Origin of the sequence: uncultured Eudoraea sp. (assembly GCF_947490415.1) — a bacterium.
GTDB lineage: Bacteria > Bacteroidota > Bacteroidia > Flavobacteriales > Flavobacteriaceae > Eudoraea.
In genome coordinates this window covers 60972-77491 of sequence record NZ_CANLGX010000009.1, presented here as the reverse complement: position 1 = coordinate 77491, position 16520 = coordinate 60972, and the positions used below count along the sequence as shown (strand labels likewise).

Here is a 16520-nt window from a genome sequence, read left to right as displayed (position 1 = left end):
GGTTTGGTATAACCCCCGTGAATCCTTTCACGGGGGTTATTTTATGGCCTTTTACGATTCCTTTTAGCTAATTATATTTACTTCAGGGATAATCTTGATCCCATATCGCGTTAATACGGCGTCCTGAATTTTATGTGCTAATAGTAGTAACTCCTGTCCGCTTGCTCCTCCGTAGTTTACCAGGACCAGGGCTTGGTTCTTATGAACCCCGGCATCGCCAAATCTTTTTCCTTTAAATCCGCATTTCTCAATGAGCCATCCTGCAGGAATTTTATACGAAGTTTCTGAAATTTGGTAAAAGGGCGCATCAGGATTACTATCCAGAAAAGTAATAAATTTTTCTTTTGTGATTACTGGATTTTTAAAGAAACTTCCACTATTACCTAATTTAATTGGGTCTGGGAGTTTCTTTTGGCGAATCGCAATTACAGCGTCGGAAACATCCTTGATAGTTGGATGGTCAATCTTATTTTCTTTTAATTCAGTTTCAATTGCACCATAAGAGGTATTTGGGCTATGTGGCGGCTTATTTAGTTTTAAATTTACCGAGGTGATAATATATTTACCTTTCCCTGCATTCTTAAAAATTGAATCTCTATAGCCAAACTGGCAGTCAGATTTTGAAAAAGTGATAAGTTGCTGAGTAGAAACATCCATTGCTTCACAGCTTTCAAAACTATCCTTAAGTTCAACCCCGTATGCGCCTATATTTTGTATTGGTGAGGTGCCAACATTACCGGGAATTAGTGATAGATTTTCCAGTCCTCCATAGTCTTGATTAATTGTCCAAATTACCAATTCGTGCCAGTTTTCTCCCGCCATAATCTTTAGGACTACGTGATTTTCATCTTCTGAAATTATGGTAATACCTTTGATATTGATATGCATGACCAAGGCATTTAAATCATTGGTAATTAGCATATTGCTTCCGCCGCTTAACACAATTTTTTTCGGGTAATCTTCTAGTTGCAGTGCTTCTTGAAGATTCTGGATTGTGGTTATTTCTACAAAATGACTTGCAAGGGCTTCTATGCCAAAAGTATTATACTTCTTCAAAGATTTATTATGCTGTATCTTCACAAAGCCCGGTAGGTTTTAAGTGCTTCTTTTAGTATTTGCACTGCTTTTTTTAAACGTTCTTTTTTGAGAACATAAGCAATTCGTATCTGATTCTTGCCCATTCCTTCGGTTGCGTAGAATCCTGCAGCCGGTGCAACCATGACGGTCTCACCGTTTAAATCATATTTCTCTAATAACCATTGTGCAAAATGATCTGCATCTGCTATAGGTAATTGTGCTATACAGTAAAATGCACCGTGAGGTCTACCTACAATTACCCCAGCTATTTTATTCAATTCAGTGATAAGCAGATCACGCCTTTCTACATATTCTTCTATAACTTCCTTAAAATACTCCGGAGGTGTTGCCAGTGCAGCTTCACTGGCAATTTGGGCATAGGTAGGAGGAGAAAGCCTGGCTTGGGCAAATTTTAAGGCGGTTTTAATAACCTCTTTATTTTTTGAGACAAGACAACCAATTCTTGCGCCACACATGCTATATCTCTTGGAAACAGAATCTATAACGATGGCATGTTCTTCCAACCCTTTTTCCTGTAATATGGAATAGTGCTCTTTTCCGTCGTAGGTAAACTCTCTGTAGACTTCATCTGCCACCAGAAAAAGATTATATTTTTTCACCAATAAGGCCAGTTTCTGAATTTCAGTTTTAGTGTATAAATACCCTGTGGGATTTCCAGGATTGCAAATGAGGATTGCTCTTGTCTTATTGGTAATGAGCTTTTCGAATTCCTCAATGGGAGGTAACGCAAAATTGTTTTCAATTCTCGAAAGCACGGGAGTCACTTTTATGCCCATAGCGGTCGCAAAACCGTTGTAATTGGCATAAAAAGGTTCAGGAATTATAATTTCATCCTGAGCATCAGCAATACTTCCCATTGCAAAGGAAAGAGCTTCAGATCCCCCGGTTGTCACCAAAATGTCATTGTGTGTGACCTGTATTTGTTGCTTTTCGTAATAGTCACTTAATTTTTTACGATAGGTTTCGGAACCTTCAGTCCTGCTGTAGGCTAAAACTTCAATGGTGTTGTTTTTGACAGCATCTAAAGCCTGCTTAGGGGTTTTTATATCCGGCTGGCCAATATTTAGATGAATTACGTCAATACCCCGAAGTTTGGCATCTTCCGCATAGGGAACCAATTTCCGGATTGGGGATTCTGGCATTAATTGACCCTTCCTTGAGATGGCTGGCATAACATTCTAAATTTTAGCAAAAATGGGAAATCATTATGGACAAAACAACTTAAAGTTAAATATATTCAGTTCATCTAATGGAATGTTAAAGTATTATAAACTTTGATTATTATTTGATATCTTTAAAAGACATTGAACTAATTATTAGCAAGTTGCGTACAATTTTTAAATTTCTTTTGATGCTAACATTGTGTATTCCATTTTATGGTTTAACACAAGGTTTTGAATTGCCAAATGGGAAAAAATTTGAAAAGGTAAATTTTAAATTAATCAATAATCTCATAATTATACCTATTGAAGTCAACGGGGCGAAGTTGTCCTTTATCCTGGATTCAGGTGTAAGTAAACCTATTCTTTTTAATGTCTCCGGCCAGGACTCCATTCAATTAAGGAATGTGTCAGAAATTACTATAAGCGGTCTTGGTGGTGGAGAACCGATTAAAGGGTTAAGTTCAAAAGAAAATTTTTTCAAATTAGAGGAAATTAGGAATTTCAAACAGTTATTATACGTTGTACTGGACAAGGAAATGAATTTCTCCCCAAGTCTGGGAATACCTATTCATGGAATCATTGGTTATGACCTCTTTCGAGATTTTGTTGTCGAAATTAATTATAGTTCGGAATATATTAAATTTCACGATCCTGAATTTTATTCAGAGAAAGAAAATACTAAATCACAGACTTTACCTTTATCTATCAGACGAAATAAGGCTTATGTTGAAGGGAGTGTTGGTTTAAATACGGCAAACGATGTGCCCGTAAACCTTTTAATTGATACGGGTAGTAGTGATGCTGTTTGGCTCTTTAAGGATGAAGGAAAAGGACTTGGTATTCCTAAACAAAACTATCAGGATTTTTTGGGTCAGGGATTGAATGGAAGCATTTTTGGTAAACGTACCAAGGTAAATAGAATTAGCTTAGGGGATTTTGCATTAAAGGATGCAAAAGCTGCATTTCCAGATATGGAGACCTTTAGTACCTCTGCGATTATAGGGAATAGAAACGGTAGTATTGGCGGGGCCATTCTAAAACGCTTTAATATTGTTTTTAACTATCCTGCAAAAGAAATTACCCTAAAAAAGAATAGACATTTTAGTGCTCCTTTCCAGTACAATATGTGTGGCTTGCAATTGCAGCATAACGGTGTTCGATATATTGCAGATCGGATTGCAAATAGCAGCGGGGTTGTTATGAATAGTGAAAAAACATTTGGAAATGTGCAGATTCTTATGGGAAATCAGACCCGACTTAGTTTGGTGCCCGAGATTATTGTTTCAGGTATCAGGGCAGGAAGCCCTGCAGAAGAAGCCGGTCTAAAAGAGGGAGATATAATTTTAGCAGTGAATGGCAAGCGTATTCATAGTTATAAACTTCAGGAAGTCATGAAAATGCTCAATGAAAAAGAAGGAAAGCGGATAAAGGTTCTTATTGAAAGATACAACAAGGATTTATTATTTTCATTTGTCCTCAAAAAAGCATTTAAATAAAAAAACCGGAATGAAAATTCCGGTTTTTATTTATCTATCTTAATGCAGATTGTGCTATTTTCCGTCTACACCAGTCACTTCGCCTTTAATTTTTAACACCTTGGTAGGCGTATCAGCGTTAGATATTACGGTTATAGCTTTTCTAATTGGTCCAACCCGCTTAGTGTCATATTTAACTTGTATTTCTCCTGTTTTACCTGGTAAAATTGCTTCTTCAGGTTTTTTGGGGATGGTACAACCACAACTGGAACTTACTTTACTTATAATTAAAGGAGCTGTTCCTGTGTTTGTAAATTCAAATACCCTAACGCCATCACTACCTTTTTCGATTACGCCATAATCCACGGTTTCTGCTTTAAATTCAATCTTAGCCGTTTTATCCTGGGCGTTTACACTTAATGTAAGTAGGCCTACAAATAATATTAATACTATTTTTTTCATTACTTTTTGGTTTTGGGTGAATCTCAAATGTAAATGTTTTAGCATGAACATCCAAAATTCTTTTGTTATCTTCTAACGTTACTTATTTTTGTTTCGTATTTCCAATCTGGTAAAAATTAAAATGATTATCGCAAGTTTAACATTTTTAGTGATAATCATTTTTTGATACCGGTATTGATATAACAAAAACTGTACCGAAATTATGGATATTCCCTCAAAATATGAGCCTCAGATAATAGAAGACCATTGGTATAACTATTGGATGGCCAATAATTATTTTCATTCAACACCCGATAGTCGTAAGCCCTATACCATTGTTATACCGCCACCTAATGTCACTGGGATTCTCCATATGGGGCATATGTTGAATAATACTATTCAGGATGTGCTTATAAGAAGAGCGCGCCTACTTGGTCTGAATGCATGCTGGGTTCCCGGAACAGACCACGCGTCTATAGCAACAGAGGCAAAAGTGGTAGCTAAACTAAAGGAGCAGGGAATAGATAAAAAAGATATTTCAAGGGAAGAATTCTTGGTTCATGCCTGGGAATGGACTCACGAATATGGAGGTGTAATTCTAGAACAGCTTAAAAAATTGGGTTGTTCATGTGATTGGGATCGCACAAAATTTACAATGGATGAAGACATGTCTGCATCTGTAATTAAAGTTTTTATTGAATTATTTAATAAAGGTTTGATCTATCGCGGATATCGCATGGTGAATTGGGATCCTGAAGCAAAAACCACACTATCAGATGAGGAAGTAATTTATGAAGAGCGAAATGGCGAATTATATTACCTCGCATATTCCATTGAAGGTTCTGATGATAAAGTTACCATAGCCACCACGCGTCCTGAAACCATTCTCGGCGATACTGCTATTTGTATCAATCCAAACGATGAACGTTATAGCAATTTGAGAGGTAAAAAGGCAATTGTTCCCATATGCAATAGGGCTATTCCAATAATTGAAGATGAATATGTTACAATGGAGTTTGGAACTGGTTGTCTAAAAGTTACACCTGCACATGACGAAAATGACAAGCTTCTCGGTGAAAAGCATCAACTTGAAACTATAGATATTTTTAATGAAGATGCATCATTAAATTCTTTCGGAATGCATTTCGAAGGTATGGACAGGTTTATAGCACGTAAAGCCATTGTTAAGGAATTAAAAGAAAAAGGTGTTTTAACAAAGGTGGAACCTTATGTAAATAAAGTTGGTACTTCAGAACGTACAAAAGTAGTTATAGAACCAAGACTTTCAGATCAGTGGTTTCTTAGAATGGAAAATTTAGCAAAGCCGGCTTTAACTGCTGTACTGGAAACCAGGGAAGTGAAATTTTTTCCAAGAAAGTTTGAAAACACATATCGCCATTGGATGGAGAATATTCGCGATTGGAATATTTCCAGGCAACTTTGGTGGGGACAACGTATACCCGCTTATTACTATGGCGATGGCGAAAATGATTTTGTTGTTGCAGAATCAAGGGAGGATGCTCTGGTAAAAGCACGGGATAAATCTGGAAATATTGGGCTGACTGAAGGAGATTTGAAACAAGATGAAGATGTATTGGATACCTGGTTTTCTTCCTGGCTCTGGCCAATTAGTGTTTTTGGTGGAATTTTGGAACCAGATAACAAAGAAGTTAATTATTATTATCCTACAAGTGATTTGGTTACCGCACCCGATATTTTGTTTTTTTGGGTGGCCAGAATGATTATTGCTGGTTATGAATTTAGAGGAGAAAAACCATTTGATAATGTTTATCTAACCGGTTTGGTTCGCGACAAAGAAAGGCGTAAAATGTCTAAATCTCTTGGAAATTCACCTGATGCACTTAAATTAATTTCAGAATTCGGGGCAGATGCTGTACGAGTTGGCTTATTACTAAGTTCTGCAGCCGGGAACGATCTTTTATTTGATGAAGCTTTGTGCCAGCAGGGAAAAAACTTCGCCAATAAAATATGGAATGCCTTTCGTCTTGTTCAAGGATGGGAAATTGCCGAACTACCACAACCTGAGTACTCGTTAAAAGGAATAGAATGGTATACCGCCAGATTTAATCAGGTGCTTGTGGAGATAGAGGACCATTTTGCTAAATACCGTATATCAGAAGCATTAATGACAATTTACAAATTGGTTTGGGATGATTTTTGCTCATGGCTGCTGGAAATTGTAAAACCGGCCTATCAGCAACCAATTGATAGGAAAAGTTACACTGCGATCATATCTATTTTTGAGAATAATTTAAAACTTCTACACCCATTTATGCCATTTCTATCTGAAGAAATATGGCAGCGTATCTCAGAACGTAAACCATCTGAGGCCCTTGTTATTGCTACCTGGCCGGAAATGGAAAGTTATGATCCTGAACAAATTAAGGCATTTGATTTAGCCGCGGAGGTAATATCTGGTATTCGCAATATTCGCAAAGAGAAGAATATCCCTTTAAAAGAAACTCTGGAACTTTCGGTTCTAAATAAAGAAGGAATATCCGAAGATTGGGATGTGGTCATCAAAAAACTGGCTAATGTGGAGAAAATCAAAACTGTGCTCACAGCTGTAGATGGTGCATTGTCATTTAGGGTTAGAAGTAATGAATATTTTATACCTGTTACAGGCACACTTGATATAGATGCCGAAATAAAGAAGATCCGGGAAGAACTGTCGTATACCAAAGGCTTTTTACAATCAGTTAATAAAAAACTGGCTAATGATCGGTTTGTTAATAATGCCCCGGAAAAAGTGGTGGCCATGGAAAAAAAGAAGGCAAAGGACGCGGAGGCTAAAATTGAAACCTTGGAAAAAAGCTTGAGTAGTTTGGAGTAATGATGATAATTTATTTGAAGTATATAATGTCATTATTTGAGGATTAACCAGATGATGTTTATCTTTAAACAAAGTACATTCAAATGAGACCAATACTAATAGCATTTTTCTTTCTATATATTATTTCCCTGGGGGCTCAAGAGGGCCAATTAGAAATATTGCCAGCAGAAATTCAAATAACTACCGCGGTCCTACCTGCTCCGGAAGAGGACAGGATGGGTGCCATGGTATATGGCTATGACAAACAAGGCAAATTGGTTGTATTACGCGAAGGCAGCAACAACCTGGTGTGCCTTTGTGATGATCCCGCAAAAGAAGGTATAAGTGTCAGCTGTTATTCTAAGAAACTCGAACCTTTTATGGCCAGGGGGCGAGAACTGACTGCTCAGGGTAAAAACTTTAAGGAAAAACGGGAGATTAGAGGTGAAGAAATAGCTTCAGGGAAAATAAAAATGCCAGAAGAACCTAGCATGATGTACATATTTTATGGAACTGATGAAAATTATGATAAATCTACAGGCGATCTAAAAGACGGAAAGTTTCGATATGTTATTTACACCCCTTTTGCTACAACAGAATCCACAGGGCTTCCCAGTAAACCCCATGCACCCGGAATGCCATGGCTTATGGATCCCGGAACTCACAGGGCCCATATCATGGTTGGTCCTTTCAACTAGTATAGGCACTAATCAGTTTTACTAAGGAACTTTGATTTACACATTACCTCTAATTGATGAATTTTTCTATCTTTGATTGAAGCATATTTTTTAAATGGAATCTTACGCAACTGCTCTCCTTTATGCCATTCCTTTTTTTATTTTTTTATTGGGTATAGAAATACTCTACGGATACTTTGTTAAAAATCAAAAACACAAGGTTCTGGATACTGTAAGTAGTATTAGTTCCGGCCTTACTAATATTTTGAAGGATTCCCTTGGTTTGGGGATCATAATTGTAAGTTATCCTTATTTATTGGAGCACCTTGCATTAACAGAAATCAAAGCCAGCTGGTTAGTATGGGGTGTTGCCTTTATTGTTATCGATTTTGCGGGCTATTGGAATCACCGCCTAAGCCATCACATTAACTTTTTTTGGAATCAACATGTTATTCACCACAGCAGTGAAGAATTTAATTTAGCATGCGCCTTGCGACAGTCAGTTTCTAATTTGATAGGCTATTTCCCTCTATTTTTGATTCCTGCGGCAATTCTTGGGGTTCCAACAAAGGTTATTGCAATTCTGGCACCCATCCATCTTTTTGCTCAATTTTGGTATCACACACAACACATAAGGAAAATGGGCTGGTTAGAATATATAATTGTTACACCGTCTCAACATCGGGTTCATCATGCAATTAATCCGGAATATATTGATAAAAACCTGGGTCAGGTATTATGCATTTGGGACCGTTTGTTTGGTACATTTCAGGAAGAACTGGCAGAGGTACCTCCCCAATATGGAGTTTTGAAACCAGCTCGTACCTGGAATCCGCTACTTATTAATTTTCAGCATATTTGGCGCTTAATTAAAGATGCCTGGCGTACGGAGAACTATTGGGATAAAGTAAGAATTTGGTTTATGCCTACAGGGTGGCGGCCGGCTGATGTTAAAGAGAATTATCCGATAAGTATTATTCAAGATGTATATCATTTTAAACGGTATCAGACAAAGGCTTCTTTTGCTTTTAAAGGGTATGTAATTTTTCAAATGTTAGCTACTTTAATATTGTTACTCTTTATGTTTTATAACTATTCGGAAATTGGCTTTAATGGCCTGCTTTTATTTGGAGCCTTTGTGTTTATGGGAATATATGGCTATACTACGCTTATGGATAGAAGTAAAATTGCTGTTTGGATAGAACTATGTCGAGGAGTACTTGGACTTTTTCTCGTTTTCAGAACAGGAGATTGGTTTGGTATTAATGCCCAGATAACAGGAGGAGGTTATCTTGTTGCGATGTATTTTGTTATTACAATTATTGGAGGTATTTATTTTACCTATATGGAAAAAGAATCATTAACTGCCAAAGCGGTTTTAAAAAAATAAATTATGGGTATAAGGCCATACATACTTGCTGAATCTAACTGGGAAACCATCAAGGATGCCGATTTTGAACTGGCTATACTGCCTTGGGGAGCTACAGAAGCACATAACTATCATTTACCATATGCCACAGATATTTATGAGGCTGATTATATTGCCGCTGCTGCTGCAAAAATTGCATGGGAAAAGGGTGCAAAGCCCATTGTTTTGCCAACAATTCCGTTTGGTGTAAATACAGGGCAATCTGATATATATCTTGATATAAACCTTAATCCCACGACTCAACTGGCCATCTTAAAGGATATAATAGAGACCCTTAATCGTCAGGGGATATACAAACTTCTGATCTTTAATAGCCATGGTGGAAATAATTTTAAGCCCTTGGTTAGAGAATTAGGATTAAAATATCCGGATATGTTTATTTGCTTCTCCAATTGGTTTCAGACCATGAAGAGGTCAGATTATTTTGAAAATGAAGGTGATCATGCAGAAGAAATGGAGACAAGTCTTATGTTATATCTTAAACCTGAACTTGTATTGCCAAAAAATAAATGGGGCACTGGTAAATCTAAAAGTTTTAAGATCAAAGCATTTACAGAGGGTTGGGTATGGGCAGAGCGAAAATGGTCAGAAATAAGTGAGGATACCGGAGTTGGGAATCCGGAACTTGCAACCCAGGAAAAAGGCAGGCGATTCTTTGAAGATATATCTTTAAAAATAGGAAATCTAATTTATGATTTATGCAAAGCCGATTGCAAAGATCTATATGAATAATAGTCCTTATTTTTTGTTAACGATCTCCTTTTGAACCAAATTTACATATAGGTCCATAGCTTCTTTACGATCAATATTCTGTGCCTGAATCAAGGCATTGGCCTTAAATGCATTTATTAATGGGGTCTTACTTCCAGGATTATTATAGTTTTTATTAGCAATTTTGTAATAAGCATACAGCTTTAATAATAAGTCTGCAGGTAAAGGCTTCTTATAGTCATTTACCAGCTGCACAGCTTCTAAAAATTCGCTATATAATTTATCACTCTTCATCCTTATGCGGAGTTGTGGCAATGCAGGTTTGGGCACCGACAACTTTCTGGTTTAATTTTACGGTGATTGCACTATTTAATGGTAATAATAAATCTACCCTGGACCCGAATTTAATAAAGCCCGAATCTTCACCCTGTTGAACGTTTTCTCCTACCTCTGCATAATTTACAATACGTCTTGCCATTGCTCCTGCTATTTGTCTGTAGAGAATATCACCAAATTTTGGAGTATGAATTACTACTGTTGTTCGTTCATTTTCTTCACTTGATTTTGGATGCCAGGCAACAAGATATTTACCAGGGTGATATTTGGAGTATTTAATAACCCCACTAGATGGATACCGCGTTATATGCACATTGGTAGGTGACATAAATATGGAAACTTGTATGCGTTTATCCTTAAAATATTCTTCCTCTTCTACTTCCTCTATAGCAACTACTTTACCATCAACAGGGGCAAGTATATCATTAAAATTTTTATTAATAACTCTCTTTGGATTTCTAAAAAACTGGAGAATGAGAATTAATATGATTAAAGCTAAAATTTGAACTGTATACTGTAACCAGGGTTCAACTATATAAAAGTGAGCCAATACAATAGCAATACCAACGCTAAAAAAAGTTATTAATATAATTTTTTGGCCTTCTCTATGAAACATACGAAAACAACATTAAAGTTAAATAAGCAAATGGGGCAGCAAATATTAGACTATCCAAGCGATCTAACATACCGCCATGTCCCGGTAAAATGGCGCCACTATCTTTAACCCCCGCCTGTCTTTTTAGTTTAGATTCAATAAGGTCTCCCAAACTCCCCGTTACAACAATCACTCCGGCTAGAATAACCCATTGAGCCGGGTTTACAATATCTTCATATTTTGCCATAACATAGGCGGCTCCCAAAGTGAAAACCAACCCTCCCAAGCTACCTTCAATAGTTTTTTTTGGTGATACCGCAGGATATAGCTTTGTGCGCCCCAATGTCTTGCCTACAACATAGGCAAATGAATCATTTACCCAAATTAATATAAAAATCCCCATAATAAGGTATTTAGCAAATTCATTGTCCTTATATGGGATCATAGTCAAAAAAATACATCCGCCACCCACATAGAAAAGACCTGCAATAAATTTTTCGTAATTATAATAGATTTTTTTCTTTTTAGAAAATAGGTAGTAAAGCAAACTAAAGTTCACAATGATAGTCAGAAACATGAGCATATTGATCAAAATTTTATCATCTATAAGATAAATATAAGCCCACCACAGCCCTAGATAGGCTATAAAGATATAGTACCCCCTGAGGGCTACCAATCTTTTATATTCATACAAACAAGCCAGACCAAAAACCATAAAAAGAAAGTCAAATGCATCTGAACTAAGAAAAACGGCGGAAAGAAGTAGAATTACATAAACAGCTCCGGTCAATAATCGCCTAAGAAGTTCTTTCATACTAAAGGTCTTCCATAAGTAATAAGTACAAGTGCTTTGTACTGCTACCGTAGGTTAGAAAATCATTGGCATTTTCTTCAGTACTTTGAAAATGTTTAATAGTAGTAATATTTGCCGGAATACCTTGTCTGTATTTTTTTTTGATTGTTTTTAAACCCTCTCCAATAGTTTCTACTAACTGACTGGTTGTGGCGAAAACAATAACATTGTCTGGCACTTCGTTAAGTTTCTTTTCTTTAAGCTGGTTTGAGCAAACTAAAATAGATCCGTTTTGGGCAACCAAATGTTCGCAAGTAGTAAAGAAAATTTCACTATCGTTTGCTTTATTTGTAAACCTTAAATTGGCTTTAGAAAATTTTTCTTCTAAGCGGGGATTCATTACAAAGAAAGGAAGTTCCTCCCAATGATTTTCCTCAATTATATTTTTTAAAGCTTCTGAAACTTCATCAAAAGAATCGCAATAAATAAATTTGCCACCATTCTTTTTAAAATGAATAGTAAACTTCTCATCAACAGGGATATTTAGGTCGGGCATATGCATACCTCTCGTTTCCACTGTTTCTTTGGAAACTTTCTTTTTACCACCACCAAATAGCTTGTCAAATAGACCCATCGATATATTTAATCTTCAAATAAAGCTCGAATCACTTAAAAAAGCAACACCTAGAATTACTTATTATTTTCTTCAGCAGATTCTTCAGGAGTAAGAGTATCAGCAGAAACTATTTCCTGACCTTTTTTATCAAAAACTTTTTCAAAAGGGCGACTGCCAAAAATTTTAAGTAAATCCTCTTTAAAGATAACTTCTTTTTCCAATAAGCGTTCAGCCAAGGTTGTAAGTTTATCTTTATTTTTTTTCAGTACGTCAACAGCTCGTCTATACTGCTCTTCAATTAACTTAGAAATTTCCTGATCAATTACCTGGGCAGTTTCTTCGCTGTATGGCTTGGTAAATCCGTATTCGTTCTGACCAGATGAGTCGTAGTAGGTAAGATTTCCTATTTGGTCATTAAGTCCATAAATAGTTACCATTGCACGGGCCTGTTTGGTTACTTTTTCCAAATCACTCAGAGCACCGGTAGATATTTTATCAAACATCACTTTTTCAGCGGCCCTGCCTCCCAAAGTAGCGCACATTTCATCTTTCATTTGATCAGGACGAACTATAAGGCGTTCTTCGGGCAAATACCATGCTGAACCCAGAGATTGACCTCTTGGTACTATTGTAACTTTCACCAATGGCGCAGCATGTTCCAGCATCCAGCTTACAGTTGCATGGCCAGCCTCATGATAGGCAATAGTCCTTTTCTCTTCCGGGGTAATAATTTTATTCTTTTTTTCAAGTCCACCGACAATTCTGTCTACCGCATCAAGGAAGTCTTGTTTGCCAACTGCCTTTTTTTCTTTACGGGCTGCAATAAGTGCAGCTTCATTACAGACGTTGGCTATATCTGCTCCCGAAAATCCCGGAGTTTGTCTGGCCAGAAAATCGAGATCAAGTGTCTCAGAAGTTTTTATTGGTCTAAGATGTACTTCAAATATTTCCTTTCTTTCCCGAATATCAGGAAGATCTACATAAATCTGCCTGTCAAATCTACCGGCACGCATCAACGCTTTATCCAATACATCAGCTCTGTTGGTAGCAGCCAATACAATTACATTGGTATTTGTGCCAAAACCATCCATTTCCGTTAATAACTGGTTCAAGGTATTTTCGCGTTCATCATTAGATCCGGTGAAATTGTTTTTACCTCTTGCCCGTCCTATTGCATCAATTTCATCGATAAAAATAATTGCGGGTGATTTGTCCTTCGCCTGCTTAAATAGATCCCTAACCCTTGATGCACCTACACCAACAAACATTTCAACAAAATCTGAACCGGATAATGAGAAGAAAGGAACTTTTGCTTCTCCTGCAACTGCTTTTGCAAGTAATGTTTTCCCAGTACCGGGAGGTCCAACCAAAAGCGCTCCTTTAGGAATTTTACCACCCAAGGAAGTATACTTGTCAGGGAACTTTAAGAATTCCACTATTTCTTCGACTTCTTCTTTAGCCCCTTCCAAACCCGCAACATCCCTGAAGGAAGTTCTGGTATCGGTTTTTTCATCAAATAATTTTGCCTTGGATTTTCCGATATTAAATATCTGACCACCGGCACCTCCACCGGCACCTCCGGACATTCTGCGCATAAGATAAATCCATATACCAATAATCAGTACAAATGGCAGAATAGATAACAACAACTCCATAAAGACATTAGACTCTTTATCAAATTCTACTATGGTATCTAAGTTACTCTCCTTTTTTATTTCAGTTATTTCATTCTGAAAAATTTGCAAATCCCCATAATCCAATACATATTGGGGTATAGAGCCCGTTGAAGGAAACAAAGGCTTTTCAGACACATCCTTATGAACATCCTTGGAAAGTGCTTCATCAGACAGGAAAACTTTAGCCTGATTGGTGTTGGTAATAATCAATATCTTGGTGATATCTCCATTTCTAAGGTATTCCTGTAGCTCAGAAGTAGTTGTTTTCTTTGTTGAGGCCAGATTGTCGCTGCTAAAGAATTGGAAACCAATTAAGAATATTGCAATCAAGCCATAAATCCACCAAGAGCTGAATCTCGGTTTCTTTTGCGGGGTATTATTGTCTTTTGCCATTGTCTTTTTTTACTGATTAAAACTACTTTCTACCATTGTGACTTTTGCGTCTCCCCAAAGCCCCTCCACGTCATAAAATTCTCGTATATGCTTTTGAAATACATGAACAACTACGTTTACATAGTCTAACAATACCCATTCCGCATTTTCAGATCCTTCAACATGCCATGGTTTGTCTTTTAATGCCTTACTTACTGTTTTTTGGATTGAATTTACTATCGCATTAACATGCGTATTAGAAGTGCCATTACAAATTATAAAGTAGTCACAAACAGTATTCTCTATTTCCCTTAGGTCAAGTACATTTATCTCGAGTCCTTTAACTTCTTCTATTCCATCTAAGATTAAGGTAATTAACTCATCTGCACTCGCTTTCCTTTTCTGCATTCAATAATTTTAATTTGTACAAAGTTATTGTTTTTTTGTTTTCTTAGCTATTGTTTTTAACATAACATTGTAGATCAAAAACGAACACGCCTATATGAAAAGGATCAAACTTGATGCCACGGATTCGACAAACACCTACCTGAAAAAGTTAATGCATTCAGAGAAGCTGGAAGATTTTACAATTGTTAGTGCAAATCAGCAGTTGAATGGTCGCGGGCAAATGGGGACTCAATGGGAATCCGAAGCAGGTAAAAACCTAACTTTTAGCGTTTTAAAGTATTTTAAAAACTACCAGATTCAAGAACAATTTTTATTAAATATAATTACTTCATTAGCAGTTTACAATACACTTAAAAACTTATTTATACCAAATTTACGAGTTAAATGGCCTAACGACATTCTGTCAGGTAATTTTAAGATATGTGGTATTCTAATAGAAAATAATTTAAAGAATAATATAATTCAGTCTTCTATAATTGGATTTGGATTGAATGTCAATCAACTAGAATTCGGAAATTTAAAAAAAGCATCATCGTTAAAAAAAATTAAGGGTAAGACGTTTAATCTTGATGAAGTGCTCACATCTTTAGTACTCAATCTCAATATACTTTTTAATGATTTTGAATCTGGAAAAGTTCCTGCTATGCGTAAGCAGTATGAAAAGTTACTCTTCAGGATGGACAAACCGTCTACTTTCAAGGACCGGGATTCCAAGTTTTTTACAGGCTATATACGTGGAATCTCTAAAGGAGGTAATTTAGTAGTGGAATTGGAAGATTCTATTTTAAAGGAATATGCATTTAAGGAATTGGAACTGTTGCACTAAAACGCCTTGGTTGGACTCTGTAAATGAGTTCTAAATTTTACTCAAATTATCTGATAAGGCATTCATAAAATTAGTAATAGGGGTTTTTATCATCATAGCCATCATTGAATTAAACTCTCCTTCAAAATGTAACCCTACTTCTGTTTCACTATCGTTATTAGAATCGATATCGACGGTAAGTGTAAAAGGTAACTTTTCACTGGCAGCTCCTAATACCAGTTGGTTAAAAGGTTGTTGATTTTTTCTTTTGAGTACTATTTGCGGCATCCCTTTAAGAGCAAATAAGAAAGTGTCTTTGTCTAAAACTTCAAATTTATCAATGCTATCGGGCATTAATTGCTCAAAATTTTTAAGATCTATAACAAATTCATATACATCCTTTATGTTTTTTGAGACGGCTTTCTTTTCAGTTTGTATTTCCATGATTTCATGATTTCCAGGTTGAAGGATTATTTCTCCATTCAATTAGTGTTTTTAATTGGTCCTCCTTAATATGTTTGCTGGAAGAAGCTTGCTCTATAAGGTATTCATAATTGCTAAGCGTATGAAGTTCTATCTCTTTAGCTTTAAAATTCTCTTCGGAGATACTAAAACCGTATGTAAAAATTGCTAACATACCTTTTACGACGGCCCCATTTTGTTTTAAAGCTTCTACTGCATTTAGGCTACTTTTACCAGTGCTTATGAGATCTTCAATAACTACAACAGTCTGATTAGCTGACAACTGCCCTTCAATTTGATTTTGTCTGCCATGTGACTTGGCTTCCGGCCTCACATAAATAAAAGGCAACCCCAGATAGTCTGCAACAAGCATCCCAATGCCAATTGCACCAGTAGCCACACCGGCAATTATATCTGGCTTCCCATATAAGTCGACAAGTTGTTTTGCAATTTGTTCTCTTATGTAATTTCTGATGTCAGGAAAAGACAGGATTATCCTATTGTCACAATAAATTGGAGATTTCCATCCGGAGGCCCATGTAAAAGGATTTTCTGGTTTCAACTTAATTGCATTAATTTGCAGTAGGAGCTCGGCTGTTTTTGCCGCAGTGTTCTTATCTAAAACCATTT

At 36.4% G+C, this 16520-nt stretch carries 17 protein-coding genes; 6 read left to right on the top strand and 11 right to left on the bottom strand.

The features are described 5' to 3' along the window. Positions 1-63: 63 nt before the first annotated feature. Together murB and Q0874_RS16975 are read right to left on the bottom strand one after the other, a co-directional pair. Positions 64-1080, bottom strand: coding sequence for a UDP-N-acetylmuramate dehydrogenase (gene murB / locus Q0874_RS16980; RefSeq protein ID WP_299164740.1), 1017 nt, complete (start codon positions 1078-1080; stop codon positions 64-66). Further along, a complete protein-coding gene (locus Q0874_RS16975) occupies positions 1077-2270 on the bottom strand; it encodes a pyridoxal phosphate-dependent aminotransferase (RefSeq protein ID WP_299164739.1) in 1194 nt (397 codons plus the stop codon). The genes murB and Q0874_RS16975 overlap by 4 nt, the downstream gene beginning before the upstream one ends. A 179-nt stretch (positions 2271-2449) precedes the next feature. Here Q0874_RS16975 and Q0874_RS16970 point away from each other — a divergent pair, with 179 nt between their 5' ends. Further along, a complete protein-coding gene (locus Q0874_RS16970) occupies positions 2450-3757 on the top strand; it encodes an aspartyl protease family protein (RefSeq protein WP_299164738.1) in 1308 nt (435 codons plus the stop codon). 54 nt (positions 3758-3811) lie between these two features. Here the strand turns inward: Q0874_RS16970 and Q0874_RS16965 are convergent, their stop codons facing one another. Then, positions 3812-4198, bottom strand: a complete 387-nt coding sequence (locus tag Q0874_RS16965) for a DUF1573 domain-containing protein (protein WP_299164736.1) — start codon at positions 4196-4198, stop codon at positions 3812-3814. Between the two features lie 202 nt (positions 4199-4400). Here Q0874_RS16965 and Q0874_RS16960 point away from each other — a divergent pair, with 202 nt between their 5' ends. The 4 genes from Q0874_RS16960 (at position 4401) to Q0874_RS16945 (ending at position 9848) form a co-directional block, all read left to right on the top strand. Continuing rightward, entirely contained in the window at positions 4401-7031 is a 2631-nt protein-coding gene (locus tag Q0874_RS16960) for a valine--tRNA ligase (RefSeq protein WP_299164734.1), read from the top strand. A gap of 83 nt (positions 7032-7114) precedes the next feature. Continuing rightward, positions 7115-7708 carry a hypothetical protein gene (locus Q0874_RS16955; RefSeq protein WP_299164732.1) on the top strand — a complete coding sequence of 198 codons (594 nt, stop codon included), beginning with the start codon at positions 7115-7117 and terminating at the stop codon, positions 7706-7708. A gap of 94 nt (positions 7709-7802) precedes the next feature. Then, complete coding sequence (locus Q0874_RS16950) at positions 7803-9077, top strand: sterol desaturase family protein (protein WP_299164730.1); 1275 nt, start codon at positions 7803-7805, stop codon at positions 9075-9077. Positions 9078-9080: 3 nt separating this feature from the next. Continuing rightward, entirely contained in the window at positions 9081-9848 is a 768-nt protein-coding gene (locus Q0874_RS16945; protein WP_299164728.1) for a creatininase family protein, read from the top strand. A 6-nt stretch (positions 9849-9854) separates the two neighbouring features. Here Q0874_RS16945 and Q0874_RS16940 read toward each other — a convergent pair whose 3' ends face one another. Genes Q0874_RS16940 through rsfS form a run of 6 tightly spaced genes read right to left on the bottom strand, consistent with a single transcriptional unit; the run spans position 9855 to position 14623 of the window. Beyond that, entirely contained in the window at positions 9855-10121 is a 267-nt protein-coding gene (locus Q0874_RS16940; protein ID WP_299164726.1) for an acyl-CoA-binding protein, read from the bottom strand. Then, positions 10111-10779, bottom strand: a complete 669-nt coding sequence (locus Q0874_RS16935; RefSeq protein WP_299164724.1) for a phosphatidylserine decarboxylase family protein — start codon at positions 10777-10779, stop codon at positions 10111-10113. The genes Q0874_RS16940 and Q0874_RS16935 overlap by 11 nt, the downstream gene beginning before the upstream one ends. After that, positions 10769-11572 (bottom strand): phosphatidate cytidylyltransferase, encoded by an 804-nt coding sequence (locus tag Q0874_RS16930; protein WP_299164723.1) that lies wholly within the window; start codon positions 11570-11572, stop codon positions 10769-10771. Before Q0874_RS16930 ends, Q0874_RS16935 begins: the two co-directional genes overlap by 11 nt. A gap of 1 nt (position 11573) precedes the next feature. Further along, positions 11574-12185, bottom strand: coding sequence for an LUD domain-containing protein (locus Q0874_RS16925; RefSeq protein WP_299164722.1), 612 nt, complete (start codon positions 12183-12185; stop codon positions 11574-11576). A 56-nt stretch (positions 12186-12241) separates the two neighbouring features. Then, entirely contained in the window at positions 12242-14236 is a 1995-nt protein-coding gene (gene ftsH, locus Q0874_RS16920; protein ID WP_299164721.1) for an ATP-dependent zinc metalloprotease FtsH, read from the bottom strand. Between the two features lie 9 nt (positions 14237-14245). Then, positions 14246-14623 carry a ribosome silencing factor gene (rsfS, locus tag Q0874_RS16915; protein ID WP_299164720.1) on the bottom strand — a complete coding sequence of 126 codons (378 nt, stop codon included), beginning with the start codon at positions 14621-14623 and terminating at the stop codon, positions 14246-14248. 94 nt (positions 14624-14717) lie between these two features. Here rsfS and Q0874_RS16910 point away from each other — a divergent pair, with 94 nt between their 5' ends. Beyond that, a complete protein-coding gene (locus Q0874_RS16910) occupies positions 14718-15449 on the top strand; it encodes a biotin--[acetyl-CoA-carboxylase] ligase (RefSeq protein WP_299164718.1) in 732 nt (243 codons plus the stop codon). Between the two features lie 30 nt (positions 15450-15479). Here Q0874_RS16910 and Q0874_RS16905 read toward each other — a convergent pair whose 3' ends face one another. Beyond that, positions 15480-15872 (bottom strand): SRPBCC family protein, encoded by a 393-nt coding sequence (locus tag Q0874_RS16905; protein WP_299164716.1) that lies wholly within the window; start codon positions 15870-15872, stop codon positions 15480-15482. A gap of 4 nt (positions 15873-15876) precedes the next feature. Beyond that, a complete protein-coding gene (pyrE, locus tag Q0874_RS16900) occupies positions 15877-16518 on the bottom strand; it encodes an orotate phosphoribosyltransferase (protein ID WP_299164715.1) in 642 nt (213 codons plus the stop codon). Between the last annotated feature and the right edge of the window lie 2 nt (positions 16519-16520).

Bases quoted from the DNA above. Each gene is read 5' to 3' on its own strand.
- Q0874_RS16975 (WP_299164739.1), bottom strand. From the start codon at position 2,270: ATGCCAGCCATCTCAAGGAAGGGTCAATTAATGCCAGAATCCCCAATC.
- Q0874_RS16970 (WP_299164738.1), top strand. From the start codon at position 2,450: ATGCTAACATTGTGTATTCCATTTTATGGTTTAACACAAGGTTTTGAA.
- Q0874_RS16965 (WP_299164736.1), bottom strand. From the start codon at position 4,198: ATGAAAAAAATAGTATTAATATTATTTGTAGGCCTACTTACATTAAGT.
- Q0874_RS16960 (WP_299164734.1), top strand. From the start codon at position 4,401: ATGGATATTCCCTCAAAATATGAGCCTCAGATAATAGAAGACCATTGG.
- Q0874_RS16955 (WP_299164732.1), top strand. From the start codon at position 7,115: ATGAGACCAATACTAATAGCATTTTTCTTTCTATATATTATTTCCCTG.
- Q0874_RS16950 (WP_299164730.1), top strand. From the start codon at position 7,803: ATGGAATCTTACGCAACTGCTCTCCTTTATGCCATTCCTTTTTTTATT.
- Q0874_RS16945 (WP_299164728.1), top strand. From the start codon at position 9,081: ATGGGTATAAGGCCATACATACTTGCTGAATCTAACTGGGAAACCATC.
- Q0874_RS16940 (WP_299164726.1), bottom strand. From the start codon at position 10,121: ATGAAGAGTGATAAATTATATAGCGAATTTTTAGAAGCTGTGCAGCTG.
- Q0874_RS16935 (WP_299164724.1), bottom strand. From the start codon at position 10,779: ATGTTTCATAGAGAAGGCCAAAAAATTATATTAATAACTTTTTTTAGC.
- Q0874_RS16930 (WP_299164723.1), bottom strand. From the start codon at position 11,572: ATGAAAGAACTTCTTAGGCGATTATTGACCGGAGCTGTTTATGTAATT.
- Q0874_RS16925 (WP_299164722.1), bottom strand. From the start codon at position 12,185: ATGGGTCTATTTGACAAGCTATTTGGTGGTGGTAAAAAGAAAGTTTCC.
- ftsH (WP_299164721.1), bottom strand. From the start codon at position 14,236: ATGGCAAAAGACAATAATACCCCGCAAAAGAAACCGAGATTCAGCTCT.
- rsfS (WP_299164720.1), bottom strand. From the start codon at position 14,623: ATGCAGAAAAGGAAAGCGAGTGCAGATGAGTTAATTACCTTAATCTTA.
- Q0874_RS16910 (WP_299164718.1), top strand. From the start codon at position 14,718: ATGAAAAGGATCAAACTTGATGCCACGGATTCGACAAACACCTACCTG.
- Q0874_RS16905 (WP_299164716.1), bottom strand. From the start codon at position 15,872: ATGGAAATACAAACTGAAAAGAAAGCCGTCTCAAAAAACATAAAGGAT.
- pyrE (WP_299164715.1), bottom strand. From the start codon at position 16,518: ATGGTTTTAGATAAGAACACTGCGGCAAAAACAGCCGAGCTCCTACTG.